Annotated in this window: 23 protein-coding genes; 17 read left to right on the top strand and 6 right to left on the bottom strand. The window is 73.1% G+C overall.

Annotated features, from left to right (window positions below; all coding sequences use genetic code 11):
* Nucleotides 1-14: 14 nt before the first annotated feature.
* Nucleotides 15-1,589 carry an alpha/beta fold hydrolase gene (locus tag ACRRSS_RS24605; RefSeq protein ID WP_435973288.1) on the bottom strand — a complete coding sequence of 525 codons (1,575 nt, stop codon included), beginning with the start codon at nucleotides 1,587-1,589 and terminating at the stop codon, nucleotides 15-17.
* 102 nt (nucleotides 1,590-1,691) lie between these two features.
* Entirely contained in the window at nucleotides 1,692-3,053 is a 1,362-nt protein-coding gene (locus ACRRSS_RS24600; protein WP_435973287.1) for a hypothetical protein, read from the bottom strand.
* Nucleotides 3,054-3,142: 89 nt separating this feature from the next.
* Between ACRRSS_RS24600 and ACRRSS_RS24595 the strand changes: the two genes are divergently transcribed.
* On the top strand, nucleotides 3,143-4,432 hold the full coding sequence (locus ACRRSS_RS24595; RefSeq protein ID WP_435973286.1) for a cytochrome P450: 1,290 nt from the start codon (nucleotides 3,143-3,145) through the stop codon (nucleotides 4,430-4,432).
* On the opposite strand, the gene ACRRSS_RS24590 is transcribed toward ACRRSS_RS24595, so the two are convergent.
* Nucleotides 4,383-5,114, bottom strand: a complete 732-nt coding sequence (locus ACRRSS_RS24590) for a hypothetical protein (protein WP_435973285.1) — start codon at nucleotides 5,112-5,114, stop codon at nucleotides 4,383-4,385. The genes ACRRSS_RS24595 and ACRRSS_RS24590 overlap by 50 nt on opposite strands.
* A gap of 105 nt (nucleotides 5,115-5,219) precedes the next feature.
* Here ACRRSS_RS24590 and ggt point away from each other — a divergent pair, with 105 nt between their 5' ends.
* Nucleotides 5,220-7,031 carry a gamma-glutamyltransferase gene (gene ggt, locus ACRRSS_RS24585; RefSeq protein ID WP_435973284.1) on the top strand — a complete coding sequence of 604 codons (1,812 nt, stop codon included), beginning with the start codon at nucleotides 5,220-5,222 and terminating at the stop codon, nucleotides 7,029-7,031.
* A gap of 62 nt (nucleotides 7,032-7,093) precedes the next feature.
* Here ggt and map read toward each other — a convergent pair whose 3' ends face one another.
* Entirely contained in the window at nucleotides 7,094-7,861 is a 768-nt protein-coding gene (gene map / locus ACRRSS_RS24580) for a type I methionyl aminopeptidase (RefSeq protein ID WP_435973283.1), read from the bottom strand.
* A gap of 32 nt (nucleotides 7,862-7,893) precedes the next feature.
* Here map and ACRRSS_RS24575 point away from each other — a divergent pair, with 32 nt between their 5' ends.
* The 8 genes from ACRRSS_RS24575 (at nucleotide 7,894) to ACRRSS_RS24540 (ending at nucleotide 16,577) form a co-directional block, all read left to right on the top strand.
* Complete coding sequence (locus ACRRSS_RS24575) at nucleotides 7,894-8,145, top strand: helix-turn-helix domain-containing protein (protein WP_435973282.1); 252 nt, start codon at nucleotides 7,894-7,896, stop codon at nucleotides 8,143-8,145.
* 53 nt (nucleotides 8,146-8,198) lie between these two features.
* Nucleotides 8,199-8,582, top strand: coding sequence for a PPOX class F420-dependent oxidoreductase (locus ACRRSS_RS24570; protein ID WP_351906319.1), 384 nt, complete (start codon nucleotides 8,199-8,201; stop codon nucleotides 8,580-8,582).
* A gap of 115 nt (nucleotides 8,583-8,697) precedes the next feature.
* Nucleotides 8,698-10,032, top strand: coding sequence for a UL36 very large tegument protein (locus ACRRSS_RS24565; protein ID WP_435973281.1), 1,335 nt, complete (start codon nucleotides 8,698-8,700; stop codon nucleotides 10,030-10,032).
* Nucleotides 10,033-10,335: 303 nt separating this feature from the next.
* Entirely contained in the window at nucleotides 10,336-11,178 is an 843-nt protein-coding gene (locus ACRRSS_RS24560; protein ID WP_435973280.1) for a nitrilase-related carbon-nitrogen hydrolase, read from the top strand.
* Nucleotides 11,175-12,455, top strand: coding sequence for an aspartate aminotransferase family protein (locus ACRRSS_RS24555; RefSeq protein ID WP_435973279.1), 1,281 nt, complete (start codon nucleotides 11,175-11,177; stop codon nucleotides 12,453-12,455). The genes ACRRSS_RS24560 and ACRRSS_RS24555 overlap by 4 nt, the downstream gene beginning before the upstream one ends.
* A gap of 37 nt (nucleotides 12,456-12,492) precedes the next feature.
* Nucleotides 12,493-13,896 (top strand): dihydropyrimidinase, encoded by a 1,404-nt coding sequence (hydA, locus tag ACRRSS_RS24550; protein WP_435973278.1) that lies wholly within the window; start codon nucleotides 12,493-12,495, stop codon nucleotides 13,894-13,896.
* A gap of 34 nt (nucleotides 13,897-13,930) precedes the next feature.
* Complete coding sequence (locus ACRRSS_RS24545) at nucleotides 13,931-14,932, top strand: TIGR03842 family LLM class F420-dependent oxidoreductase (RefSeq protein ID WP_351906304.1); 1,002 nt, start codon at nucleotides 13,931-13,933, stop codon at nucleotides 14,930-14,932.
* 115 nt (nucleotides 14,933-15,047) lie between these two features.
* The gene (locus tag ACRRSS_RS24540; protein WP_435973277.1) at nucleotides 15,048-16,577 is read left to right on the top strand and encodes an NCS1 family nucleobase:cation symporter-1; all 1,530 of its coding nucleotides are present in this window, start codon (nucleotides 15,048-15,050) and stop codon (nucleotides 16,575-16,577) included.
* Here the strand turns inward: ACRRSS_RS24540 and ACRRSS_RS24535 are convergent.
* Together ACRRSS_RS24535 and ACRRSS_RS24530 are read right to left on the bottom strand one after the other, a co-directional pair.
* The gene (locus tag ACRRSS_RS24535; protein WP_435973276.1) at nucleotides 16,531-17,343 is read right to left on the bottom strand and encodes a serine protease; all 813 of its coding nucleotides are present in this window, start codon (nucleotides 17,341-17,343) and stop codon (nucleotides 16,531-16,533) included. The two genes, ACRRSS_RS24540 and ACRRSS_RS24535, sit on opposite strands and share 47 nt — an antisense overlap.
* Before the next feature lie 215 nt (nucleotides 17,344-17,558).
* Entirely contained in the window at nucleotides 17,559-18,626 is a 1,068-nt protein-coding gene (locus ACRRSS_RS24530; RefSeq protein ID WP_435973275.1) for a lipoate--protein ligase family protein, read from the bottom strand.
* 112 nt (nucleotides 18,627-18,738) lie between these two features.
* Between ACRRSS_RS24530 and ACRRSS_RS24525 the strand changes: the two genes are divergently transcribed.
* The 7 genes from ACRRSS_RS24525 (at nucleotide 18,739) to ACRRSS_RS24495 (ending at nucleotide 24,949) form a co-directional block, all read left to right on the top strand.
* Nucleotides 18,739-19,575: an inositol monophosphatase family protein gene (locus ACRRSS_RS24525; protein ID WP_435973274.1), complete on the top strand. Its 837-nt coding sequence runs from the start codon at nucleotides 18,739-18,741 to the stop codon at nucleotides 19,573-19,575.
* 83 nt (nucleotides 19,576-19,658) lie between these two features.
* Entirely contained in the window at nucleotides 19,659-21,077 is a 1,419-nt protein-coding gene (locus ACRRSS_RS24520) for a phytoene desaturase family protein (protein ID WP_435975416.1), read from the top strand.
* Nucleotides 21,078-21,086: 9 nt separating this feature from the next.
* The gene (locus ACRRSS_RS24515; RefSeq protein WP_435973273.1) at nucleotides 21,087-21,707 is read left to right on the top strand and encodes an L-threonylcarbamoyladenylate synthase; all 621 of its coding nucleotides are present in this window, start codon (nucleotides 21,087-21,089) and stop codon (nucleotides 21,705-21,707) included.
* A 143-nt stretch (nucleotides 21,708-21,850) separates the two neighbouring features.
* Nucleotides 21,851-22,612, top strand: coding sequence for a metallophosphoesterase (locus tag ACRRSS_RS24510; protein WP_435973272.1), 762 nt, complete (start codon nucleotides 21,851-21,853; stop codon nucleotides 22,610-22,612).
* Nucleotides 22,613-22,704: 92 nt separating this feature from the next.
* Nucleotides 22,705-24,189, top strand: a complete 1,485-nt coding sequence (locus ACRRSS_RS24505; protein ID WP_435973271.1) for an AlkA N-terminal domain-containing protein — start codon at nucleotides 22,705-22,707, stop codon at nucleotides 24,187-24,189.
* 6 nt (nucleotides 24,190-24,195) lie between these two features.
* The gene (locus tag ACRRSS_RS24500; protein WP_435973270.1) at nucleotides 24,196-24,693 is read left to right on the top strand and encodes a methylated-DNA--[protein]-cysteine S-methyltransferase; all 498 of its coding nucleotides are present in this window, start codon (nucleotides 24,196-24,198) and stop codon (nucleotides 24,691-24,693) included.
* Nucleotides 24,694-24,745: 52 nt separating this feature from the next.
* Nucleotides 24,746-24,949: a DUF2191 domain-containing protein gene (locus ACRRSS_RS24495; protein WP_351906274.1), complete on the top strand. Its 204-nt coding sequence runs from the start codon at nucleotides 24,746-24,748 to the stop codon at nucleotides 24,947-24,949.
* Nucleotides 24,950-25,052 lie beyond the last annotated feature (103 nt).

The following is a 25,052-nucleotide window of genomic DNA, read 5'->3' as shown; positions in this document are numbered from 1 at the left end:
GCAGCAGCCGGTGATCACTCCTTCCGCAGAGGTACCGACACGTACGACGGGTCGGCCGAAGGGGAGGAGAAGGTCAGCTGCGCGCCGGTCGGGTTGTGCTCGATGTAGAGCGGATCGACGGTGTCGACGACCAGGGCGAGCCGGTGCCCGGCCGGGACGTCGTACGCCGTGGAGAACAGCTCCAGATCGACGCCGAACGCCGTGCCCGGGGTCCGGTCGTGGAAGGTGTACGGGGCGTTGCTGACCAGTTTGCCGACGCCGAGCGGGCCCACGTCGTAGAGGTACGCCACGAGGGTGCCGCTCTCCTCGGTGGAGGTGACGGTGGTGTGTACCTTCACCGTGCCGCGCACCCGCTGCGGGGTGTCGTACCGCTCGGACTGCCAGACGCCGGCGAAGGCGCGGGGGAGCAGCGGGACGGAGACGACGGGCGGGGTGCGGAGGAACTGGTCCAGGGCGTTGGTGAGCAGGGTGATGCCGCCGTTGGCGCCGGAGTCCACGTTCGCCAGGACCCGCTGGGTACCGCCGAGGTCGAACTTCCGCTGGTTCGCGTGGACGGACTTCCAGTCGGGGTAGCCCTCGTAGCCGCCGGTGGAACGGGACTTGAGCTGGACGGGCTGCTCGCGGTCGATGCCGTTGTCGGCGCCCTTGAGGTAGCGGTCGAACCAGCGGTGGGCGCTGGTCCACGTGTCGTTGGGCAGCCCGAAGAGGCCGGTCGCCTCGGCGGTGGCGTGGTCGCCGGGTCGGAACTCCAGGCGCTTGGGGCCGGTGAGCTTCTCGTAGAAGTCGGCGTACTGGTTGGGCGGGAAGATGGTGTCGCCCCAGGCGTTGCCGAGCATGATGGCGGCGCCGTTGGCGTTGATCCGGTCCAGGTGGGTCGTGGGGGAGCGCTTGCTGCCCCAGGCGATCATCTCTCCCTCCTTGGCCAGGTTGGAGGAGAGGAAGTCGCCCAGGATCTGTTGGAGTTCGGGGCCGGGGCGGCCGGTGAGGTAGCCGGCGCCGCCGAGCAGGGCGGCGGCCTGGAGGTGCTGGGTCCGTCCGCTGTAGATGGACTCGATGAGGTCGGCCCAGCCGCTGAGCGCGGCGACGGCCTTGATCCTCGGGTCGTGCGCGGCGGCGAGGAGGCTGATCCCGGCGCCGTAGGAGACGCCCGCCATGCCGATGTGGGCGGGGTCGGCGGGGGTGTTCGCGAGGGCCCAGTCGATCACCTTGGAGGCGTCGGCGATGTCCTTCGGGCCCGCCGTCTCGATCTCTCCGCCGGACTGCCAGAAGCCGCGCGAGTTGTAACTCACCACGACGTAACCGGAGTCGGCGAGCCGCTTGGCCTGGGCGAGGTACTCGATCTGGGGCATGGCCCAGCTGGTGGGCAGCACGATCAGGGGGTGACGGGCGCCGGCGACCGCTCCGGCGGGGGTGACGACGTTCGCCTTGAGGACGGTGCCGCCCTCTCCGGCGATGTCGACGAAGCGGATGCCGGCGGCGGTGCTCGCTCCGGTCGTTCCGGTCTCTCCGGCCTGGGCGGCGGGGGCGAGCCCGAAGGCCGTCCCGGCCACGAGAGCGGCCGAGACGGCGAGGGTCAGGGATGTGCGCACGGGTCACTCCTCACTGGGGACACTGCGGGGGCGGTGATGGGGGGCAGTGAAAGTGACCCGACGGTAACGGCCGCGCCTTACCCGTGGTAACCGGTCGGTAAGTTACGTGCGGGTAACGATTGGCGTCCGGGCGGTGCCGTCCCTCCGGGCGGCGCCGTCCAGGAGGCCGACGGCCTCCGCGAAGTCCGCGTGGGCGTCCTGGTACCGCTGGGCGGCGACGAGGAACATGGCGCGATCCGTGAGGGCGTCGGCCAGTGCCTCCGGCGAACCGGAGGTACGGGCGCCGCGCGCGAGGGCGCCGGTCGGCGCGTCCGGTGCGCCGGCGCTGTCACCGGCGGGCGTTCCCGGCGGACCGGTCAGACGCCGGGCGAGCGCCACGTCCTCGTCGAAGAGGGGGCGGAGCTCCTCCTCGAACCGCCAGTGGTGCCCGTCCTGGCGCATGACGACCCGCCGGGCCAGCCGCCGGTGCGCCGCCCACGCCTCGGCCGGGCGCCCGGCCCCGGTCAGCTCCGTGACCGTTGCCTCAAGGGCCGGGATCCCGGCGAGGTAGGGCGTCCTCGTGTCGGGCGACCAGTGGCGGCGGTCCGCCCCGAACGGGGGCACCGGCGCCTCCCGGGTGCCGACGGGCTCCGCCGCCCGGCCCGAGAGGGCGAACAGGGTGACCCACCAGTCGAGGACGTTGCCCCGGCTCCCGGGTTCGACCGCCTCCCTCAGGCGGGAGAGCGCCAGGAGGGCCTCCAGTCGATCCGCTCCCGCCTCCTCGTGATGGCCGGAGGCGTCGAACATCCTTGAGCGGTGGACGAGTTCCCACACCAGGGCGGCCGGCGGGGGCCCCTCCGCCGGCGCCTCCCGCCGGGTCCCGTCCACCAGCGCGGTGAAGGCCGCGAGGGCCTCGCCGTGCCGCCCGGCCGCCGCCAGCTCCGCCGCCCACTCGACCAGGTCCCAGAAGTCGGCCCGGGGCCCGCGGGCCGCGGCCCTCCGGCCGAGGACGTCCGCGGCCTCCGCGTGACGCCCCTCCTCGGCGAGCACGGCCGGAAGGCGGCCCTGTCCGCCCACGAAACCCGTCACCCCGCCCCGCTCGGAGCCGAGCCGCCCGGCCTCGGCCATCTCCTCGCACACGGCGAGCGCCTCGGCCCGCCGCCCCGCGAGGAGGAGCGTGTGCTGGTACGCGTCCAGCGCCGCGCAGAGCACCTCGGTCCTCCCCGGTGCGGCGGCGTCGACGCGCCGGGCGACCCCCACGGCCTCGGCGTGCAGCGCGAGGCGTCCCTCCAGGTCCCGGTCCCCGGCTCGGTACCCGTACGAGACCAACGCCCGCGCCAGCTTCGGCAGATACGTCGCCGGACCCACCGTCACCAGCACCCGGTACGCCCAGACCTCCTGCGACAGGCCCAGCCCGCCGGATCCGAGCAGCATCGTCCGTGCCCGCAGCACCGCGTCGTGATCGATCTTCCCGGAAGTGTTCATGACGGCGATTCTGGGAGTCGCGGGAGGGGCCGGACAAGGTTCTCGAACTGTGCGATCGGTCCTACGAAAACCGCCTCTGACCTGTCATGATGGAAACGTCTTCACCCCTGACGGGAGGCGCGGTGCGGGAGTCGAGCGGTGTACCGGACGTCTTCGACCCGCGGGTCCACGCCGCCGGAATCCCGCACGACCGCTTCCGTGCCCTGCGTGACCACACCCCCGTCGCGTGGCAGGAGGAGCCGGAGATCCTGGGCTGGCCCGCCGGTCCCGGGTTCTGGGCCGTCACCCGGCACGCCGACGTCGTCGGGGTGCTCAAGGACCCGGGGACGTACTCCTCGTGCCTCGGCGCCACCCAGATCCGTGATCCCGACCCCGCCGACCTGCCGTTCATCCGGCGGATGATGCTCAATCAGGACCCGCCCGCGCACGGGCGGTTGCGGCGGCTCGTCAGTCGGGCCTTCACGCCGGGGCGGATCGAGCGCTTCTCCGTCACCGCGCGCCGGCGGGCCCGGAACCTGCTCGCTGAGGCGGTCGCGGACGGGGGCGAGACGGACCTGGTCCGGGCCGTCACCGACGACTACGCACTCCTCAACCTGACCGACCTGCTCGGTGTGCCCGCGAGCGACCGGGGGCTGCTGCACACCTGGACCGAGCGGGTCATCGCCTACCAGGAACCCGACGAACCGCCCGTCCTCGACGCCGGGGGGCGACCGGTCAACCCGCGCTCGCCCGCCATGCTCGCCGAGATGTTCGGCTACGCCCAGGAGCTCGCCGCGTACAAACGCGCACACCCCGCCGACGACGTCATGAGCGTCCTCGCCGTCTCCGAACTCGCCGACGCCGAACTGGAGATGTTCTTCTTCCTGCTGACCGTCGCCGGAAACGACACGGTCCGCGGCGCCGCCCCCGGCGGTCTGCTCGCCCTCGCCGAACACCCGGACGAGCAGCGGAGGCTGTGGGACGGCAAGGTCGGCACCGACACGGCGGTGGACGAACTCCTCCGTGTGCACCCGCCCGTGCTCTCCTTCCGGCGCACGGCCGCCACCGACACCGAACTCGCCGGGCAGGCGATCCGGCGCGGTGACAAGGTCGTCGTCTTCCACGCCTCCGCCAACCACGACGAACGCGTCTTCCGCGACCCGCGCCGCCTGGACCTCGGCCGGACCCCGAACCCGCACGTCTCCTTCGGCGACGGCCCGCACGTCTGTCTCGGCGCCCACTTCGCCCGGCTTCAGCTCCGGGTCCTCCACGAGGAGGTGCGCCGGGCCTGCGACGGCCTGGAGCTCGCCGGGCCACCCCGGCGCCTGGTCTCGAACTTCATCAACGGCGTCAAGTCGCTGCCGGTTCGGCTGCGGGAGCCGTCCGCGCCGCGACCGTGACATCGGCCACCAGCTCCACCACATCGGGGCCGTACGCCTGGGAGTTGACCACCTTCAGGAGCAGCACGAAGGAGCGGTGACGGTGGCGGCGCGCCAACTCGTCGAAGTGGCGTGCGAGATAGCGGGTGGCGGCCTGGTTGGTGATGGCCCGCTGGCCGCAGAAGAGGAAGACGGGCCGGCGGTCCTCACCCGCCATGAGCCGGGCCAGGACGACGTACTCCTCGACGCCGGCGTTCATGCGGTACCGCTCCGGGCCGATCAGGAACGTGCCCTGGTCGGGGCCCCGTTCGACGTCGACGTTCACCGTGAGCCCGGGGAGAAGAGTCGCGAGATGGGCGGCCGTGCGGCGGTTCGACCCCGGACCTCCGACGCAGAACTCGGTGCGGTCGCCGAAGCCCTGGTGCGCCTGGTCGTGCGGCAGGATGCGAGCGTGCGCCCCGCACTCCTTGATGAGCGTGGAGAGTTCGAGGAGCGCGAAGACGTCGAAGCGGTGCACCGCGCCGTTGCCGCCGGCCTCCTTGTTGACCACGAGCAGGCACTCGGAGTTCCCCGGCAGGCCGAAGAACTCCTGCTTGCGGCGGAGCTCGCGCCGCCAGAAGTACGTGCGGCCCAGCCAGCCGAACGACGCGCTGACCCCCGTCGCGAGCACCCCGAGCACGATGTTGCGCAGGTCTTCGTTCATGGGCGCGCATGCTAGCGGGGAAACGGCACTCCGTTCGAGGCGGTCCTGACGTGAGGGACCGGGGGAAGTTACGCTGCGCGGACGGTCATTGACTGGAGGTAGGGAATGCGTCGCTCCACCGCTGGGAAGGTCTCCGTTCTCGCCGTCGCGGCGACGGTGCTCTCGATGGGCGCCGCCGCTCCGCCGCCGGCCCCGGTGACCGCCCCGCCACCGCCGGCCAAGGTGCCCGTCGCCGTCGGGTACGGCGGCGCCGTCGCCAGTGTCGACGCCGACGCCTCTGCCGCCGGGATCGAGGTGCTCCGCAAGGGCGGCAACGCGGTGGACGCCGCCGTCGCCGTCGCGGCCGCCCTCGGGGTCACCGAGCCGTACTCGGCGGGTATCGGCGGCGGCGGCTACTTCGTCTACTACGACGCGAAGAGCCGCACCGTGAACACCGTCGACGGACGCGAGACCGCCCCCCGCTCCGCCGACGCGAACCTCTTCGTGGAGAACGGCGCGCCGATCCCCTTCGAGGAGGGCATGACCAGCGGCCTCGGTGTCGGTACCCCCGGCACCCCCGCGACCTGGCGGACCGCCCTCGACGCCTGGGGCAGCAAGCGGCTCGGGACCCTGCTCGAACCCGCCGAGCGGCTGGCCCGCGACGGCTTCACCGTCGACGCCACCTTCCGCGCGCAGACCGCCGCCAACGAGGCCAGGTTCCGCGACTTCCCGGCCACCTCCGAGCTCTTCCTGCCGGGTGGCCGGCTGCCCGTGGTCGGCTCGGTCTTCAAGAACCCCGACCTGGCCCGTACGTACGAGAAGCTCGGCCGCGAGGGCGTCGGCGCGCTCTACCGCGGCCCGCTCGCCCGCGACATCGTCAACACCGTCCGCGAGCCCCAGGTCCGCGAGGGCGCCACCCGGAAGGTCCGCCCCGGCGACCTGACGGAGCGCGACCTCGCCGCGTACCGCACGGAGTCCCGCAGGCCGACGAAGGTCTCCTACCGGGGGCTCGACGTCTACGGCATGGCACCCTCCTCCTCCGGCGGCACGAGCGTCGGCGAGGCGCTCAACATCCTCGAAGGCACCGACCTCGCGCGCGCCTCCCAGGCCCGCTACCTCCACCGCTTCATCGAGGCCAGCCGCATCGCCTTCGCCGACCGGGGCCGCTGGGTCGGCGACCCGGCCTTCGAGTCCGTGCCGACGCGCGGTCTGCTGTCCCAGCGGTACGCCGACTCGCGCGCCTGCCTCATCCGCGACGACGCCGTCCTCACCAGCCCCCTCGCACCCGGCGACCCCGCGAACCCGGTGCCGTGCGCGAGCGGCGGCACGGCGGCCCCCACCACCTTCGAGGGGGAGAACACCACCCACCTCACGGCGGCCGACAGGTGGGGCAACGTCGTCGCCTACACGCTCACCATCGAGTCCACCGGCGGCAGCGGCATCACCGTCCCGGGCCGCGGCTTCCTGCTGAACAACGAGCTGACCGACTTCTCCTTCGCCCCGGCCAACCCCGCCGTGCACGACCCGAACCTGCCCGGCCCCGGCAAGCGGCCGCGCTCCTCGATCTCCCCGACGATCGTCCTCGACCGGCACGACCGGCCCGTGCTCGCCCTCGGCTCCCCGGGCGGCGCGACCATCATCACGACGGTCCTGCAGACCCTCACCGGGGTCGTCGACCGGGGCCTGCCGCTCGTCGACGCGATCGCCGCGCCGCGCGCCAGCCAGCGCAACCAGACCACCACCGAACTCGAACCCGGCCTGTGGAACAGCCCGGTGAGAGCCGAACTGGAGGCGATCGGGCACGGGTTCCGGCAGAACCCGGAGATCGGCGCCGCGACGGGCGTCCAGCGCCTGCCGGACGGCCGCTGGGTCGCCGCCGCGGAGACGGTCCGCAGGGGCGGCGGGTCGGCGATGGTGGTCCGGTCGGCGGGGAGGTAGCCGCCGGGCGGACCCGATCCGCCGGGCCGCCCGTGACCGGGCCGGTGCGGCGGAGCCTCGGCCTACAGCGCCGTCAGGATGCGCGGGCCCTCGTCCGTGATCGCCACCGTGTGCTCCGCGTGCGAGGCGCGCGAGCCGTCGAGCGTACGGATCGTCCAGCCGTCGCCCGCCGTGTAGTGGTCGTCCGTGCCGCCCCCGATGAGCATCGGCTCGATCGCCAGCACCATCCCGTGGCGCAGCTTCATGCCCCGGCCCGGGCGTCCCTCGTTGGGGACGCCCGGGTCCTCGTGCATGGTGCGGCCGATCCCGTGGCCCCCGAAGCCGTCCGGTACGCCGTACCCGGCGGCACGGCAGACCCGGCCGATCGCGTGCGCGATGTCCCCGACGCGGTTGCCGACGACGGCCGCCGCGATGCCCGCCTCCAGGGCCTCCTCCGCCGCCGCGATCAGCCGGGTGTCCTCCGGCCGGGCCGGCCCCACCGTGAAGCTGACGGCCGCGTCGCCCGCCCACCCGCCGAGCAGCGCCCCGCAGTCCGCGGAGACGAGGTCGCCGGGGGCGAGCCGGGTGCCGTCCGGGATGCCGTGGACGATGGCGTCGTTCACGGAGACGCACACGACCGCGGGGAACGGTACGGGCGCCCACTCCGGGTGGTAGTCGAGGAAGGGCGAACCGGCGCCGGCCTCGGCGAGGACCTCCCTCGCGGCGCGGTCCAGCTCGGTCAGCGCGACGCCGGGCGCCGCCTTCGCCCGGACGGCCGCCAGGGCGCGGGCCACGACCCTTCCCGCCTCGCGCATCGCGGCCAGGTTCTCGTTCGTCTTGATCTCCACCATGCCAATTACTATACCGGTATTAGAATGGCGGCATGGTGCGCACACCCCTGACCCCCGAAGAGCGCGAGCGCGGCGAGCGGCTCGGACAGTTCCTGCGCGACGCGCGCGGCGGACGGTCCATGGTGGAGATCGCCTCCGCCGCCGGACTCTCCGCCGAGACCCTCCGCAAGATCGAGACCGGCCGGGCCCCGACCCCGGCCTTCTTCACCGTCGCGGCCCTCGCCGGGGTCCTCGGCCTCTCCATGGACGAACTGGTCGTCCGGTGCGCGCTCGCGCCGGTCTGAGGCGCGCGACCCTGGCCCGCGCCGTCGACCGCGTCCGGCATAGGCTCCCGGGCATGATCCCCGAAGAGCTGCGGCGCGGCCACTACGTCAGCCTGACCACCTACCGGAAGAACGGCACCGGAGTCGCCACCCCCGTCTGGTACGCCGTGGACGACTCCGCGCTCTACGCCTGGACCCGCACCGACTCCTGGAAGGTCAAGCGTCTGCGGAACGACCCCAGGATCGAGGTGACCGCCTGTGACCTGCGCGGGAACATCGCCGAGGGCGCCGAGCGCTTCACCGGCGAGGGCCGGCTCGTGGAGGGGGAGGAGCTGCGCCGGATCCGGCGGCTCCTCCTGCGCAAGTACACCTGGCGGTTCTGGCTGGTCGACGTGCCGGCCACGATCGCACGGCTCGGGAAGCGCCCCCACACCGGGATCGTCGTGCGATTCGGGTGAATTGGGCGGTGGGGCACCGGAAGGAAAACGGTCCGTAGTCGTCCCGTAACACGACTGCGGTCCAATACCCGCGGACCGGAAGCTTCCAGTCGACCGCGGGGCAGGTGCGTATCGCATGACGGTGTATCAACTCCCGGCGGAGGTCGCCACGTTCACCTCATGGCTGAGGGAGCTCGCGAGTCGCATCCCGTCGGGAGGCGGCTGGTACGGGGTCTTCGCCGAGCGTGACCCCGAGGGGCTGCGCGCCTGCTTCGACGGGGTGGAGATCCTGCCCTGGGACATCGTCGAGTCCCTGCTCCAGGACGCCGGGGAGGCGACCGACGGCCCGCTCGCCGTCCGGGGCAGGAGGCTGTACGCGAAGGCCGTCGGCGCCCATGACCGCCGACCCGGCGGAGCGGCGGCGCTCGCCGAACGCCGGGAGCTGATGGAGCGCGAACGACGGTACGCCGAATCCCGCGCCCTCGACCTCGGCGACCGGCTCCGCACGGCCCCGGCCGCGGGTCCGGAGGAGGTGGCCCGCCTGGAACACGACCTCGCCTGGACCCGCGACGACCACGCGAGGGCGCTCGCGCGGGTCGCGGACCTGACGGCCCGACTCGCCCGGCTCGGGGAGGGCTCGACGGACGCCCCGGTACCGACGCGCACCGGCGCACCGCCCTCGGCGCCCACCGGCCCTTCGCGGGCCCCCGCCGCCTCGGCCCCGAGTCCCCACGCCCGCCCCGCCAAGGACAGACGCCGCCCCCGTGGCGCGCGGTACGCCTGGCTGGAGGGTGGTGCCGAGGGCGAAGAGCCGGTGACCGCTCCCGTATCCGTGCCGGTGCTCCCGGTCGGGGGAGCGGCACCCCGGGGCGCCCGGTTCGGGGGCGCCGCCGCGCCCGAGGGGACCGGCGTCACCGCCGCCCCCGAGGTCGACCCGGTCCAGGCCGCCCGCGCCGCGGCCAACGCGGTCTACGCCCTCCAGCGGCTCCGCGCCCAGGGCCGTAGCGGCGAGGCCCACGCCCTGCTCTGCGAGGCGCTCAGCGGACCGCCGGGCCGGCTGCCCGCCCTCGCCGGGGAGCTGCACCGGGCGGGGCTCGGCGCCGACTGGACCGTCCTGCTCTGGGAGGCGGCCTCGCTGCCGCCCGCCCGGCTCGCCGCCGTCGCCGGGACGCTCGCCGACGCGGGCCGGTCCGCCGACTGCGAGCAACTCCTCCGCCAGGGCGTGGCGCGCCCCGTCGAGGAGCTGGCCGGGGCGTGCGCCGCCCTGCGGGCCGAGGGCCATCATCGCGAGGCCCACGCCCTGCTCACGGCCTTCGTCCGCGTCCGCGCTCCCGAGGACGGGGCCCGCCTCGCGGCCGAGGACCCGCGCGGGCTCGTCCCCCAACTCCTCGAAGCGGCCCGCGCCGTGTCCGTGTCCCGCGAGCGCGACCTGGTCCACGCCCTCCGCGTGGCGGGGATCGCCGGCGGCTGACGGGAAGCCCTGACGGGAGCGGCTGACGTGGAGGGCCGACGGGAAGGGCTGACGCGGAGGGCCGCCCCGCGCGGCGGCATCCCGCGCGGCGGCGTCCCGCACCCATCCCCGCCGCACGTGTCGGTCGTTGCCGGTACGTGTCGGTACGTGTCCGACGTGGACCACTCGGGTATGAAACATGATCGACCCGGCCGCTTAGCGGCGGCGGTCTTGCTCCGGGGTGTGACGGGGCTTACGTTCTCCTCCTACGCACCGCGTCTACGTGCGTAGAGGCTCTCTGACGCCGTGCCGAAGGAGCAGCTCATGACCGACGTCGTACGCGCCGCGCTCGTCCAGGCGACCTGGACCGGCGACACCGAATCCATGATCGCCAAACACGAGGAGTACGCCCGGGAGGCGGCCCGGCAGGGTGCCAAGGTGATCGGCTTCCAGGAGGTTTTCAACGCCCCCTACTTCTGCCAGGTCCAGGAACCCGAGCACTACCGCTGGGCCGAGCCCGTCCCCGACGGACCGACCGTGAACCGGATGCGGGACCTCGCCCGGGAGACCGGGATGGTGATCGTGGTCCCCGTCTTCGAGGTCGAGGGCGAGGGCTTCTACTACAACACCGCCGCCGTGATCGACGCCGACGGCAGCTACCTCGGCAAGTACCGCAAGCACCACATCCCGCAGGTCAAGGGCTTCTGGGAGAAGTACTACTTCCGCCCGGGGAACGCCGGCTGGCCCGTCTTCGACACCGCCGTCGGCCGGGTCGGGGTCTACATCTGCTACGACCGGCACTTCCCCGAGGGCTGGCGCCAACTCGGGCTCAACGGAGCCCAGTTGGTCTACAACCCGTCCGCCACCTCGCGCGGCCTCTCCTCCTACCTCTGGCAGTTGGAACAGCCCGCCGCCGCCGTCGCCAACGAGTACTTCGTCGCCGCCATCAACCGGGTCGGCGAGGAGGAGTACGGCGACAACGACTTCTACGGCACCAGCTACTTCGTCGACCCGCGCGGCCAGTTCGTCGGCGACGTCGCCTCCGACAAGGCCGAGGAACTCGTCGTCCGCGACCTCGACTTCGGCCTCATCGAGCAGGTCCGCCAGCAGTGGGCCTTCTACCGGGACCGCCGCCCCGACGCCTACGACGGGCTGGTGCGGCCGTGAGCAGTCTCTTCGACCGGCACAAGGCCGTCATCCCCGACTGGGTCGCCCTGTACTACAAGGACCCGATCGAGATCACCCACGGCGAGGGCCGCCACGTCTGGGACGCCGAGGGGCGCAGGTACCTCGACTTCTTCGGCGGCATCCTCACCACCATGACCGCCCACGCCCTGCCCGAGGTGACCAAGGCCGTCGCCGACCAGGCCGGGCGGATCATCCACTCCTCGACCCTCTACCTCAACCGCCCGATGGTGGAGCTCGCCGAGCGGATCGCCGGCCTCTCCGGCATCCCCGACGCCCGTGTCTTCTTCACCACCTCCGGCACCGAGGCCAACGACACGGCGCTCCTCCTCGCCACCGCGTACCGCCGCTCGAACCAGATCCTGGCCATGCGGAACAGCTACCACGGCCGCTCCTTCTCCACCGTCGGCATCACCGGCAACCGCGCCTGGTCACCCACCGGTCTCTCCCCGCTGCAGACCCTGTACGTGCACGGCGGCGTCCGCACCCGGGGCCCGTTCGCCCAGTACACCGACGAGCGGTTCACCGAGGCCTGCGTCGCCGACCTCGAAGACCTCCTCGGCCACACCCGGGAGGTCGCCGCCCTCATCGCCGAGCCCGTCCAGGGCGTCGGCGGCTTCACCTCCCCGCCCGACGGCCTGTACGCCGCCTTCCGCCGCGTCCTCGACCGGCACGGCATCCTCTGGATCTCCGACGAGGTGCAGACCGGCTGGGGCCGTACCGGCGACAACTTCTGGGGCTGGCAGGCCCACGGGCAGGCCGGACCGCCCGACATCCTCACCTTCGCCAAGGGCATCGGCAACGGCATGTCCGTCGGCGGCGTCGTCGCCCGCGCCGAGATCATGAACACCATCGACGCCAACTCCATCTCCACCTTCGGCGGTTCGCCCGTCACGATGGCCGCCGGGCTCGCCAACCTGTCGTACCTCCTGGAGCACGACCTCCAGGGCAACGCGCGCCGCGTCGGCGGCCTCCTCATCGAGCGGATCAGGGCCGCCTGCGCCGGAGTCCCGGCGGTACGGGAGGTCCGCGGCCGCGGCCTCATGATCGGCATCGAACTCACCGAGCCGGGCACCGACCGGGCGAACCCGGACGCGGCCGCCACCGTCCTGGAAGCCGCCCGGGACAACGGTCTGCTGATCGGCAAGGGCGGCGGCCACAACACCAGCACCCTGCGCGTCGCCCCGCCGCTCTCGCTCACCGTCGCCGAGGCCGAAGAGGGCGCCGCCCTCCTCGAAGCGGCGCTCCGAGCCCTGTAGTCCCGGCAGTTCCCGCTTCCTCACGCAGGAGAGTTCCGTGAGCACCCGTACCGTCATCCGGGGCGGCCTCGTCGTCACCGCCGCCGACGAACTCCATGCCGACGTGCTGATCGAGGACGGCCGCGTGGTCGCGCTCGCGGCCCACGGCTCGGACGTGGCGGCCGGCTGGACCGCCCAGCGGACCATCGACGCCACCGACCGCTACGTGCTGCCCGGCGGCGTCGACGCCCACACCCACATGGAGCTGCCCTTCGGCGGCACCTTCGCCTCCGACACCTTCGAGACCGGCACCCGCGCCGCGGCCTGGGGCGGCACCACCACCATCGTCGACTTCGCCGTGCAGAGCGTCGGCCAGGCCCTGCGCGAAGGGCTCGACGCCTGGTACGCGAAGGCCGACGGCAACTGCTCGATCGACTACGCGTTCCACATGATCCTCTCCGACGTCAACGAGCACACGCTCAAGGAGATGGACAAGCTCGTCCAGGAGGGCATCACCTCCTTCAAGCTCTTCATGGCCTACCCCGGCGTCTTCTACAGCGACGACGGCCGGATCCTGCGCGCCATGCAGCGCTCCGCCGAGAACGGCGGGCTGATCATGATGCACGCCGAGAACGGCATCGCCATCGACGTCCTCGTCGAACAGGCCCTGGCCCGAGGCGAGACCGACCCCCGCTACCACGGCGAGGTCCGCAAGGCCCTCCTGGAGGCCGAGGCCACGCACCGGGCGATCCAGCTCGCCCGGGTCGCCGGGGCGCCGCTCTACGTCGTCCACGTCTCCGCGGAGGAGGCCGTCGCAGAGATCGCCACCGCCCGCGACAAGGGGCTGCCCGTCTTCGGCGAGACCTGCCCGCAGTACCTCTTCCTCTCCACCGACAACCTCGCGGAGCCGGGCTTCGAGGGCGCGAAGTACGTGTGCAGCACCCCGCTGCGGCCGAAGGAGCACCAGGCGGCGCTCTGGCGGGGCCTGCGCACCAACGACCTCCAGGTCGTCTCCACCGACCACTGCCCCTTCTGCTTCACGGGGCAGAAGGACCTCGGCCGTGACGACTTCTCCAAGATCCCCAACGGGCTCCCCGGGGTGGAGAACCGCATGGACCTCCTCCACCAGGCCGTCGTCGACGGGCACATCTCCCGTCGCCGCTGGATCGAGATCGCCTGCGCGACACCGGCCCGGATGTTCGGCCTCTACCCGCAGAAGGGCACGATCGCCCCGGGCTCGGACGCCGACGTCGTCGTCTACGACCCGCACGCCCGCCAGACCCTCTCCGCCGAGACCCACCACATGAACGTCGACTACTCGGCGTACGAGGGGCGGACGGTCACGGGCCAGGTCGAGACGGTCCTCTCGCGCGGCGAACTCGTCATCGACCGGCGGACGTACGTCGGGCACGCGGGGCACGGCACCTTCACCCCCAGGGCCACCTGTCAGTACCTGAACTGAACCGAGCCGTACCGAACGAACCAGGAGGTCCCGCGTGGACTTCGGACTTGTCCTGCAGACCGACCCGCCCGCCTCCCAGGTCGTCGGGCTGATGCGCCGGGCGGAGCGCAACGGCTTCCGCTACGGCTGGACCTTCGACTCCGCCGTGCTGTGGCAGGAACCCTTCGTCGTCTACAGCCAGATCCTGGAGCACACCACCAGGCTCCACGTCGGCCCGATGGTGACGAACCCGGGCACGCGGACGTGGGAGGTGACCGCCTCCACCTTCGCGACCCTGAACGACATGTTCGGCAACCGGACCGTCTGCGGCATCGGCCGCGGCGACTCCGCGATGCGCGTCGCGGGCCGCAGGCCCAACACGCTCGCCCGGCTCGGCGAGGCCATCGACGTCATCCGCGACCTGGCCGAGGGACGCGAGGCCCTCGTCGACGGCAGCCCGGTCCGCATCCCCTGGATCAAGAACGGGAAGCTCCCCGTCTGGATGGCCGCCTACGGCCCCAAGGCGCTCGCCCTCGCCGGGCAGAAGGCCGACGGTTTCATCCTCCAGCTCGCCGACCCCTTCCTCACCGAATGGATGGTCAAGGCCGTCCGGCAGGCCGCCACCGACGCCGGCCGCGACCCCGACGCCCTCACCATCTGCGTCGCCGCGCCCGCCTACGTCGGCGACGACCTGGCGCACGCCCGCGACCAGTGCCGCTGGTTCGGCGGCATGGTCGGCAACCACGTGGCCGACCTGGTGGAGAAGTACGGCGAGCACTCCGGGATGGTGCCGGAGGAGCTCACCGCGTACATCAAGGACCGGCACGGCTACGACTACAGCCACCACGGTCGCTCCGGGAACCCGTCCACCGACTTCGTCCCCGACGAGATCGTCGACCGCTTCTGCCTCCTCGGCCCGGCCGAGGCCCACGTCGAGAAGCTGCGGCGCCTCCGGGACATGGGCGTGGACCAGTTCGCGGTGTACGCGATGCACGACGCGAAGGAGTCCACGATCGACACCTACGGCTCCGAGATCATCCCGGCGCTCCAGGGCTAGTACCCGCAGCCCAGCCCTCGGCCTCCCCACGGCGCCGATACCGCGCGCCGCCTCCGCCGACCCCCTACGCCCCGCACGGCCTCGTTCCCGTCCCCGAACGAAGGGTTCCGCCGTCATGACCACCACCAGACCCGCCGGAAGACCCGTCATATCCGACAGCCGCGTCGAACTCCCGCCGGGCGCGGCCCCCGACGACCCCCGATTCGTCAACGAGGACCTGCTCCCCGTCCCCGTCGCCCGGCGCCGCTGGACCACCTACAACTTCGCCGCCCTCTGGGTCGGCATGGCCCACAACATCCCCTCCTGGCTGCTCGCCTCCGGTCTCGTCGCCCTCGGCATGGACTGGAAGCAGGCGGTCCTCACGATCGCCCTGGCCAACGTGATCGTCCTCCTCCCGATGCTGCTGACCGGCCACGCCGGACCGAAGTACGGCATCCCCTTCCCCGTCCTGGCCCGCGCCTCCTTCGGTCTGCGCGGAGCGAACCTGCCCGCCCTGATCAGGGCCGGCGTCGCCTGCGCCTGGTTCGGCATCCAGACCTGGATCGGCGGCCAGGGCGTCTTCATCCTGCTCGACAAGGTGTTCGGCGGCTGGGCGGAGGCGTCGAGGATCGGCGGCCAGCCCTGGACGCTCTGGCTCTGCTTCGTCCTCTTCTGGGCCCTCGAACTCGCCCTCATCTACCGGGGCATGGAAACCCTGCGCCGCTTCGAGAACTGGGCCGCGCCGTTCGTCATCGTCGGCGCGCTCGTCCTCCTCTGGTGGGTGGCGGCCAAGGCGGGCGGCCTCGGGCCGCTGCTCGACCAGCCGTCGAAGCTCGGCTGGGGCGCCGACTTCTGGCCCGTCTTCTTCCCCGCCCTCATGGGCATGATCGCCTTCTGGGCCACGCTCAGCCTCAACATTCCCGACTTCACCCGCTTCGGCGCCGGCCAGCGCGCCCAGGTCTGGGGCCAGGCCCTCGGCTTGCCCACCACCATGACCCTGTTCGCGCTGCTCTCGGTGCTCGTCACCTCCGGCTCGCAGGCCGTGTACGGGGCGCCCGTCTGGGACCCGGTGGCGCTCGCCGCCAAGACCGACAACGTCTTCGGACTGCTCTTCGCCCTGGTCACGGTGGTCGTGGCGACCCTCTCGGTGAACATCGCGGCCAACGTGGTCTCCCCGGCCTACGACCTCGCCAACCTCGCCCCGAAGCGGATCGACTTCCGTACGGGCGCGCTGATCACCGGCGTCGTCGGCGTGCTGATCATGCCGTGGAAGCTGACCGCCACCCCCGAGCTGTACATCTTCACCTGGCTCGGTCTCGTCGGCGGCCTCCTCGGTACGGTCGCCGGCATCCTGATCGCCGACTACTGGCTCGTCCGCCGCACCGTCCTCGACCTCGAAGGGCTCTACCGCGTCGACGGCCCCTACTGGTACCGGGGCGGCTGGAACCCGGCGGCCGTGCTCGCCTTCCTGGTCGGCGGCGTCCTCGCCGTCGGCGGCTCCCACTCGGCCCCGGGCGCCGGGCCGTTCCCCGAGGACGGTCTCATCCCCGTCCTGAAACCGCTGGCCGACTACGGCTGGGCCGTCGGCCTCGCCGCCTCACTGCTCCTCTACACGGCCCTCATGAGACGCGGGGGAGCCGTCCGGTCGTCCGCTCGATCCAGCTGAGGTAGGAGCGGACACGGGTGTTCACGGCGGGGGTGTCGGTGGCGCACTCCCTGCCGTAGGACACCAGGCCCACGACGTACGGCCGGCCCCCCACCGCCCGGACCAGGGGGCCGCCGGAGTCGTACTGGCAGGTGTCCCGGCCGGGGGCGTACGTGCAGATCTGGGTGGGCGCGACCTGTTCCATGCCCCGGCTCGCGCAGGCCGTGTTGCTCATGGTCCCGAGGGCCACGGTCCGCAGGACGTCCGAGGCGCGGCCGCCGAACGAGGTCGTGCCCCAGCCGGGGACCTCGACCTGTGTGCCGTCCAGGCCGGCGTGCGTGGACGAGGAGGGCAGACCGACCGGCCGGACATCGCGGTTGAGCGCGACCGGCTCGGCCAGTTCGACGAGGGCGATGTCGTTCAGCTGGGTGCCCGGGTCGTAGTCGGGGTGCGGGACGAAGCGGGCCGGTGTCAGCAGGACCGCGTGCGGGCTGTCGGCGCCGGTCGTCAGGTCGTGGTCGCCGAGCAGCACCCCCACCCGCGTGGGGTCGGCGTACGAGCCCGTCAGGCAGTGGGCGGCGGTGAGCACGTACCGGCCGCCGATCAGCGCTCCGCCGCACATCACCCGGCGCTCCACCACGTCCACGAGACCCGCCATGAAGGGGTACTGGTGGGGCCGTGCCTCCTGTCCGCCGACGACCGCCTGCGCGGGCGGCACGATCCCGAGGGGGCACACCGCCAGCACCGCGCCCGCGACCGCCGCCATGAGCTTCCTCGCCCGTCCCACCTGATCTCCGTACCGTCGGTGCCGTGTTCCGGGGGCCGACGGTGTGCGGAGACGTTTCCGCACGTCCGTACCGGCCCGCGTGGGCATCAACGAGACGGGTGGGATGTGGTCACCTGATCATGGGGCCGGACCGGTGACCGGCGCCGTGATCAGCTCTCGGCGTCCGGCGCCCAGCCGGGCACGCGCGCGGCAGCCGCCCCCTCCACGCGGCCGTACTAAGGCACCCGCGCCGTCCACTCCTCCGTGCCGAACTTCGTCTCCGCCAGCTCCTTCGCCCGCGTCAGCTCGTCCTCCGTGACGTGGCCCTCGGACAGTCCGTACCGGCCGCGGAAGGAGGCGATCATCCGCTCGATCACCGCCTCGCGCGGCAGGCCCGTCTGACGCCGCAGCGGGTCCACCCGCTTCTTCGCGCTCTTCGTGCCCTTGTCGGAGAGCTTCTCGCGGCCGATCCGGAGCACCTCCGTCATCTTGTCCGCGTCGATGTCGTACGCCATCGTCACGTGGTGCAGGACCGCCCCCCGGCCCGTCACGATCCGCTTCTGCGCCGCGCCCGCGATCTTGCCCGCGTCCGTGGCGATGTCGTTGAGCGGCTGGTACCAGGCCCGGACGCCCATGGCGCCGAGGGCACCGAGCACCCAGTCGTCGAGGTAGGCGTAGCTGTCGGTGAAGGACAGGCCCTGGACGAGGGCGTCGGGCACGGAGAGCGAGTACGTGATCGTGTTGCCGGGCTCGATGAACATGGCCCCGCCCCCGCTGATCCGGCGCACCACCTGGATGCCGTGCCGCCCGGCCGCCTCCGGGTCGACCTCGTTGCGCAGGGACTGGAAGCTGCCGATGACCACCGCGGGGGCGCCCCACTCCCAGACCCGCAGGGTCGGCGGGCGGCGGCCCGCGGCCACCTCCGCCGTCAGGACCTCGTCGAGCGCCATGTGCAGGGCCGGTGACTGGGGCGGCTCGTGGATCAGCTGCCAGTCGTAGTCGGTCCAGTCCGTGGCGTGGGCCAGGGCGCGTCGGACCGCGACGCCGACGCCCTCCGAGGTCAGCCCGAACATCCGCGTGTCCGGCGGCAGCGCCGCGTCGATCCGCGCCGCGAGCCCGGGGGTGTCCGTGTCGACCGGGGCGCCCTCCAACGCCCGGTCGATCGCCAGGATCGCCTCGTCCGGTTCCAGGAAGAAGTCGCCCGCCACCCGGACGTTCCGCAGGACCCCGTCCTCGGCGTCGAGGTCGACGACCACCAGTTTCCCGCCGGGGACCTTGTACTCACCGTGGTACGCGCCGTGCACGGAACCCTCCCTGCGTGTAAGGGGTGAACTGGGCCAAAGGGTACTCCCCGGGGAAACGGAGGGTGACGAATGCGACGGTCCGGTTGTCAGCGCCCCGTGCTTAGCTGGACACATGACCGATCAGTTCCTTGAGCACGTCCTCGACGGCCGTACGACCGAGGTCGAGGAGGCGGTCCGCAAGGCGGCCGCCGCCGAGATCATGCCGCGCTTCCGGCAGCTGGCCGCCGACGACATCGTCGAGAAGAACGGCCCGCACGACCTGGTCACCGTCGCCGACCGCGAGGCCGAGGCCCACCTCACCGCCTCCCTCACCGCCCTGCTGCCCGGCTCCGTCGTCGTCGGCGAGGAAGCCGTCCACGCCGACCCCGCCGTCTACGAGGCGCTGCGCGGCGACGCCCCCGTCTGGATCGTCGACCCCGTCGACGGCACCCGCCAGTTCGTCCACGGCGACCCCGGCTTCTGCACCCTCGTCGCCCTCGCCCTCCACGGCGAGCTGCTCGCCTCCTGGACCTTCGCGCCCGCCCTCGACGAGTTCGCCGTGGCCGTGCGCGGCCGGGGCGCCACCCTCAACGGGCAGTCGCTGAAGGCCGGTTCGCCCGCCCCGGGCGCGGTCCTCTCCGTCGCCACCTCGCACCCCGACTACACCACCCCGGACCAGAAGAGCGCCCTGCTCGGCCTGGTCACCGACGGCGTCGCCCCCCGGCCCTGCGGCTCCGCCGGACTCGAGTACCTCGCCGTGGCGCGCGGCACGCTCGACGCCACCGCCTTCTCCTGGGAGTACGCCTGGGACCACGCGGCCGGACTGCTCCTGGTCACCGAGGCGGGCGGCGCGCACACGACCCTCGCCGGAGAGCCCTTCCGGATCACCGGGGGGAACGCGCTGCCGTTCACCGCGGCCCGGGACGCGGCGACCGCCGAGCGGATCCGCGCCCTCCTCGGGGGGCAGTGAGGGCGGCCACCCCCACCGGCCTATCCTGAGAACCCTGGCCATCGGCTGACGTGAGGAGTCCGAAGGTGTCGAAGGATACGTCGATGCTCGATGTCGTCGTCGTGGGGGCGGGGCCCAACGGGCTGACCGCCGCCGTCGAACTGGCCCGCCGCGGCTTCTCCGTGGCCGTCTTCGAGGCCAGGTCCACGGTCGGCGGCGGCGCCAGGACCGAGGAACTCACCCTCCCCGGCTTCCGCCACGACCCCTGCTCCGCCGTGCACCCCCTCGGGGCCGGATCGCCCGTCTTCAGGACGATGCCGCTGGACCGGTACGGACTGGAGTGGCTCCACCCCGAACTGCCCATGGCCCACCCCTGGGACGACGGCACCGCGGCCGTCCTCGCCCGCTCCGTCGCCGAGACGGCCGCCTCCTTCGGACCGCGCGACGCCGGGGCGTACCGCAGACTCGTCGCCCCCTTCCTCGGCAAGTGGGACACCCTCGCGCGGGACTTCATGCAGCTGCCGCTCACCGCGCTGCCCAGCGACCCCGTCACCCTCGCCCGCTTCGGCCTCGCCGGACTGCCGCCCTCCACCTGGCTGATGCGCCGCTTCCAGGACGAGAAGGCCCGCGCGCTCTTCGCCGGGCTCGTCGGCCATGTCATCGCCCCGCTGGGCGGCTTCGCCACCGGCGCCGTCGGCCTCGTCTTCGCGCTCGCCGCCCACGCCGGCGGCTGGCCCGTGCCCCGGGGCGGCTCCCAGTCGATCTCCGACGCCCTCACCGCGTACCTCAAGGACCTCGGCGGCGCCGTCCACACCGACTTCGAGGTCAAGCGGCTCGACGACCTGCCGCCCGCCCGCGCCTACGTCTTCGACACCTCGCCCACGGCCCTCGCCCGGATCGCCGGCTTCGGCGGCCACTACGACCACTACCGGTACGGCGCGAGCGCCTTCAAGATCGACTACGCGCTGGACGGTCCCGTGCCCTGGACCGCCGAGGAAGCCCGCCGCGCCGGGACGGTCCAGGTCGGCCCCACCGCCCGGGACATCGACACCGCCCTGCGCCAGGCCTCCTCCGGCACCGCCCCCGACACGCCCTTCCTCATCACCGCCCAGCCCAGCCTCGTCGACCCGACCCGCGCCCCCGAGGGCAAGCACGTGTTCTGGGCGTACGGCCATGTGCCGAACGGCTGGCGGGGCGACCTCACCGAGGCGATCGAGCGTCAGATCGAGCGCTTCGCACCCGGCTTCCGCGACCGCGTCCTGGCCCGCGCCACGGCCGGACCGCCCGAACTCGCCGCCCGCAACGCCAACTACGTCGGCGGGGACATCGCCTGCGGCGCCGCCCGCGGCCTCCAGCTGGTGCTGCGCCCCACCCTCTCCCTCCGCCCCTACGCCACCCCGCACCCGGCGGTCTTCCTCTGCTCCTCCGCCACCCCGCCCGGCCCCGGCGTCCACGGCATGTCCGGGCACAACGCGGCGAAGGCCGTCTGGCGCCGGCTGCGCGCCTCCGCCCGCGAAAATTAGACTGACCCCATGGCGAAGTACTTCGACGTTCACCCCGACAACCCGCAGCCGCGCACCATCGGCGCTCTGGCCGACAGCATCCGGAACGGGGCGCTCGTCGCGTACCCGACCGATTCCTGCTACGCGCTCGGCTCCCGACTCGGCAGCCGGGACGGCATCAGCCGCATCCGGGCCATCCGCGACCTCGACGACCGGCACCACTTCACCCTCATGTGCTCGAACTTCGCCCAGCTGGGCCAGCTCGTGCACATCGACAACGACGTCTTCCGCGCGGTCAAGGCCGCCACCCCCGGCCCGTACACCTTCATCCTCCCGGCGACGAAGGAGGTGCCGCGCCAGCTGCTCCACCCCAAGAAGAAGACGGTCGGCGTCCGCATCCCCGACCACGTCGTCACCCAGGCCCTGCTCGCCGAGCTCGGCGAGCCGCTGCTCTCCAGCACCCTGCTCCTGCCCGACGAGGCGGAACCGCTGACCCAGGGCTGGGAGATCAAGGAGCGGCTCGACCACCAGGTGGACGCGGTGGTCGACTCCGGCGACTGCGGCACCGAACCCACCACCGTCGTCGACTTCTCCAGCGGCGAACCCGAGATCCTGCGCCGCGGCGCCGGCGACACCGCCCGGTTCGAGTAACCGCCCGCACGCCGGCCCGTCCGGTCCGGTGGCCGCCCCGGCGGGGCAGGCCACCGGTCGCGAAGCGGCCCTTACGGTACGGAACATGACCGCCGTACGGTCGGGCGAGCAGCACCCGCCCACCCCGACGGAGGACCGGTCACGTGATCGTCATCGCCCATGTCAGCGACATCCACGTCGACGGGGAACCGCGCAGCGCCGACCGCACGCGCGCCGTCCTGCGGTACCTGGAGGACCTGCCGTACGACCTGGCGGCCGTCCTCGTCACCGGGGACGTCACCGACCACGGGACCCCGGCCCAGTACGCGGTGGCACGTGAGCTGCTGAACTCCCGCCATCCGCTGCTCGTCTGCCCCGGCAACCACGACGACCGCGCCGCCTTCCGCAAGGTCCTCCTCGACGACGGGACGGAGGCGCGCCCGTACGCCCCCGTCAACCAGCTCCTCCGGGGCGAGGGCTTCGTGATCGCCCTCTGCGACTCCTCCGTGCCCGGCGAGCACCACGGCCTCCTGGAGGACGAGACCGTCGAGTGGCTGGAGGAGGTCCTCGACGCCACCCCGCGCGAGGTGCCCGTCCTCGTCGCCTTCCACCACCCGCCCGTCCCGCTGCACACCCCGTACGTGGACGAGATCCGCCAGTTCGGCGAGGAGCGGCTCGCCGCGCTCGCCGATCGCCACCCCCACCTCACCGCCTTCCTCGCGGGCCACGCCCACACCGCCGCCGCCACGACCTTCGCCGGGCGTCCGCTGCTCGTCGCCCCCGGTGTCGTCTCGGCGATCCGCCTCCCCTGGGAGCGCCCGGGGACGGATCCGCACGTCCACCTCGACCAGCCGCCCGCGCTCGCCTTCCACGTCCTGGGGGAGGACGGCAGGCTGACCACCCACTACCGGACGGTCACCGTCTGATCCGAGGACCGGATCGGGGCCCGGGCAGGTCCAGGGACGACCATGTCGTTTTCTCGCCAGCTCCCGAGCCGTCCGTCCCCGATGCTGGACTCATGCACACCGACACCGAGCGCTGCGTACGGGCCGTCCAGTCGAAGGACGCCCGCTTCGACGGCGTGTTCTTCACCGCCGTCCGCACCACCCGGATCTACTGCCGGCCCAGCTGCCCGGTCGTCCCGCCCAAGCCCGAGAACATGGAGTTCCACGCCAGCGCCGCCTCCTGCCAGCGCGCCGGGTTCCGGGCCTGCAAGCGGTGCCGCCCCGACACCAGCCCCGGCTCACCCGAGTGGAACGTCCGCGCCGACGCCGTCGCCCGCGCCGTACGGCTCATCCAGGACGGGGTCGTCGACCGGGAAGGCGTCCCCGGGCTCGCCCGGCGCCTCGGCTGGTCCACCCGCCAGATCGAACGCCAGCTCCTCGCCGAACTGGGCGCCGGGCCCCTCGCCCTGGCCCGCGCCCAGCGCGCCCAGACCGCGAGGGTCCTCATCGAGACCACCCCGATGCCGTTCGGCGAAGTCGCCTTCGCCGCCGGGTTCTCCTCCATCCGCACCTTCAACGACACCGTCCGCGAGGTCTTCGCCCTCACCCCCGGCGAGCTCCGCGCCCGTGCCGCACGCCCGGCCCACGACCGGGTCCCCACCCCCGGGGTGATCAGCCTCCGGCTGCCGTTCCGCACCCCGCTGGAACCCTCCAACCTCTTCGGCCACCTCGCCGCCACCGCCGTCCCCGGCGTGGAGGAGTGGCGCGACGGCGCCTACCGCAGGACCCTCGCCCTGCCGTACGGACACGGCATCGTCGCCCTCGCGCCCCGCCCCGACCACATCGCCTGCCGCCTCTCCCTCACCGACCCCCGCGACCTCACCCACGCGATCAGCCGCTGCCGCCGCCTCCTCGACCTCGACGCCGACCCCGTCGCCGTCGACGAGCGGCTGCGCGCCGATCCGCTGCTCGCGTCGATCGTCGACGCGGCGCCCGGCCGCCGGGTGCCGGGGACCGTCGACCCCGCCGAGTTCGCCGTCCGGGCCGTCCTCGGCCAGCAGGTCTCCACCGCCGCCGCCCGCACCCACGCCGCCCGCCTCGTCACCGCGCACGGCACCCCCGTCGACGACCCCGAGGGCGGCCTCACCCACCTCTTCCCGAGCCCCGGGGCCCTCGCCGCCCTCGACCCCGAGACCCTCGCCCTGCCCCGCAGCCGCCGCACCACCCTCCTCACCCTGGTCGGGGCGCTCGCCGACGGCTCCCTCACCCTCGGTCCCGCCGACGACCGGGAGGAGGCCAGGGTCCGGCTGCTCGCCCTGCCCGGATTCGGCCCCTGGACCACCGAGATCATCGCCATGCGCGCCCTCGGCGACCCCGACGCCTTCCTCCCCGGTGACCTCGGCGTCCGCCGGGCAGCCGAGGGGCTCGGCCTGCCCGGCACCCCGGCCGCGCTCACCGCCCGCGCGGCGCACTGGCGCCCCTGGCGCGCGTACGCCGTCCAGTACCTCTGGGCGACCGACGACCACCCGATCAACCTCCTGCCCAGCGAAGGACACTGAACCGCCATGGCCCCCACCGTCCAGCACACCGTCATGGACAGTCCGTACGAGCCGCTGACCCTCGTCGCCGTCGACGGCGTCCTGAGCCGCGTCCACATGACGGGGCAGCGCCACCGCCCGCCCGAGGAGACCTTCGGCGAACCCGACCCGCGCCCCTTCGGCGAGGCGATCCGACAGCTCGACGCCTACTTCGCGGGGGAACTCACCGAGTTCGACCTCCCCCTGCACCTCGTCGGCACCGACTTCCAGCTCCGGGTCTGGGCCGAGCTGTGCCGCATCCCCTACGGCGAGACCCGGACATACGGCGAACTCGCCGAACTCCTCGGCAACGCCGGCGCCTCCCGCGCCGTGGGCCTCGCCAACGGCAAGAACCCGGTCGGCGTCATCGTCCCCTGCCACCGGGTGGTCGGCGCGGGGGGCGGACTCACCGGATACGGGGGCGGGCTCGACCGCAAACAGCGTCTGCTCGCCTTCGAGTCGGGCCGCGACGGCACCCTCTTCTGAGGGCTCCGGAAGAGCCGTGCGGCGCCCGGCCACCGGGTGTTAGGTTCCCGACATGGCCAAGGTGAACATCGGTCTCGACGCCGAACTCGTCGTGGAAGTCATGGTTCTGGCCGGCATCGGCAACCCCCAGGACGCCGTCGAGGCGGTGGTCCGCGACTACATCGCCCGAGGGCACCGCACGGAGGCACGAGCCGTCAGCCGGGACGAGGCGGTGCGCACCGGAGAGGCCGTCCCGCCGGAGCCCCCGCAGGGCTGAGCACCCCGCCCGCCGCGTCCCCGCCCGCCGCGTCCCCGTCCGCCGTCCGGTCCGTCAGCGTCCGCCCTCGGGGGGTTCGGGGGCCCGTGCGGTCGGTTCCGGA

The sequence above is a fragment of the Streptomyces sp. Qhu_M48 genome (assembly GCF_051305195.1).
Lineage (GTDB): Bacteria > Actinomycetota > Actinomycetes > Streptomycetales > Streptomycetaceae > Streptomyces.
This window is presented reverse-complemented; position numbering and strand designations above follow the sequence as displayed.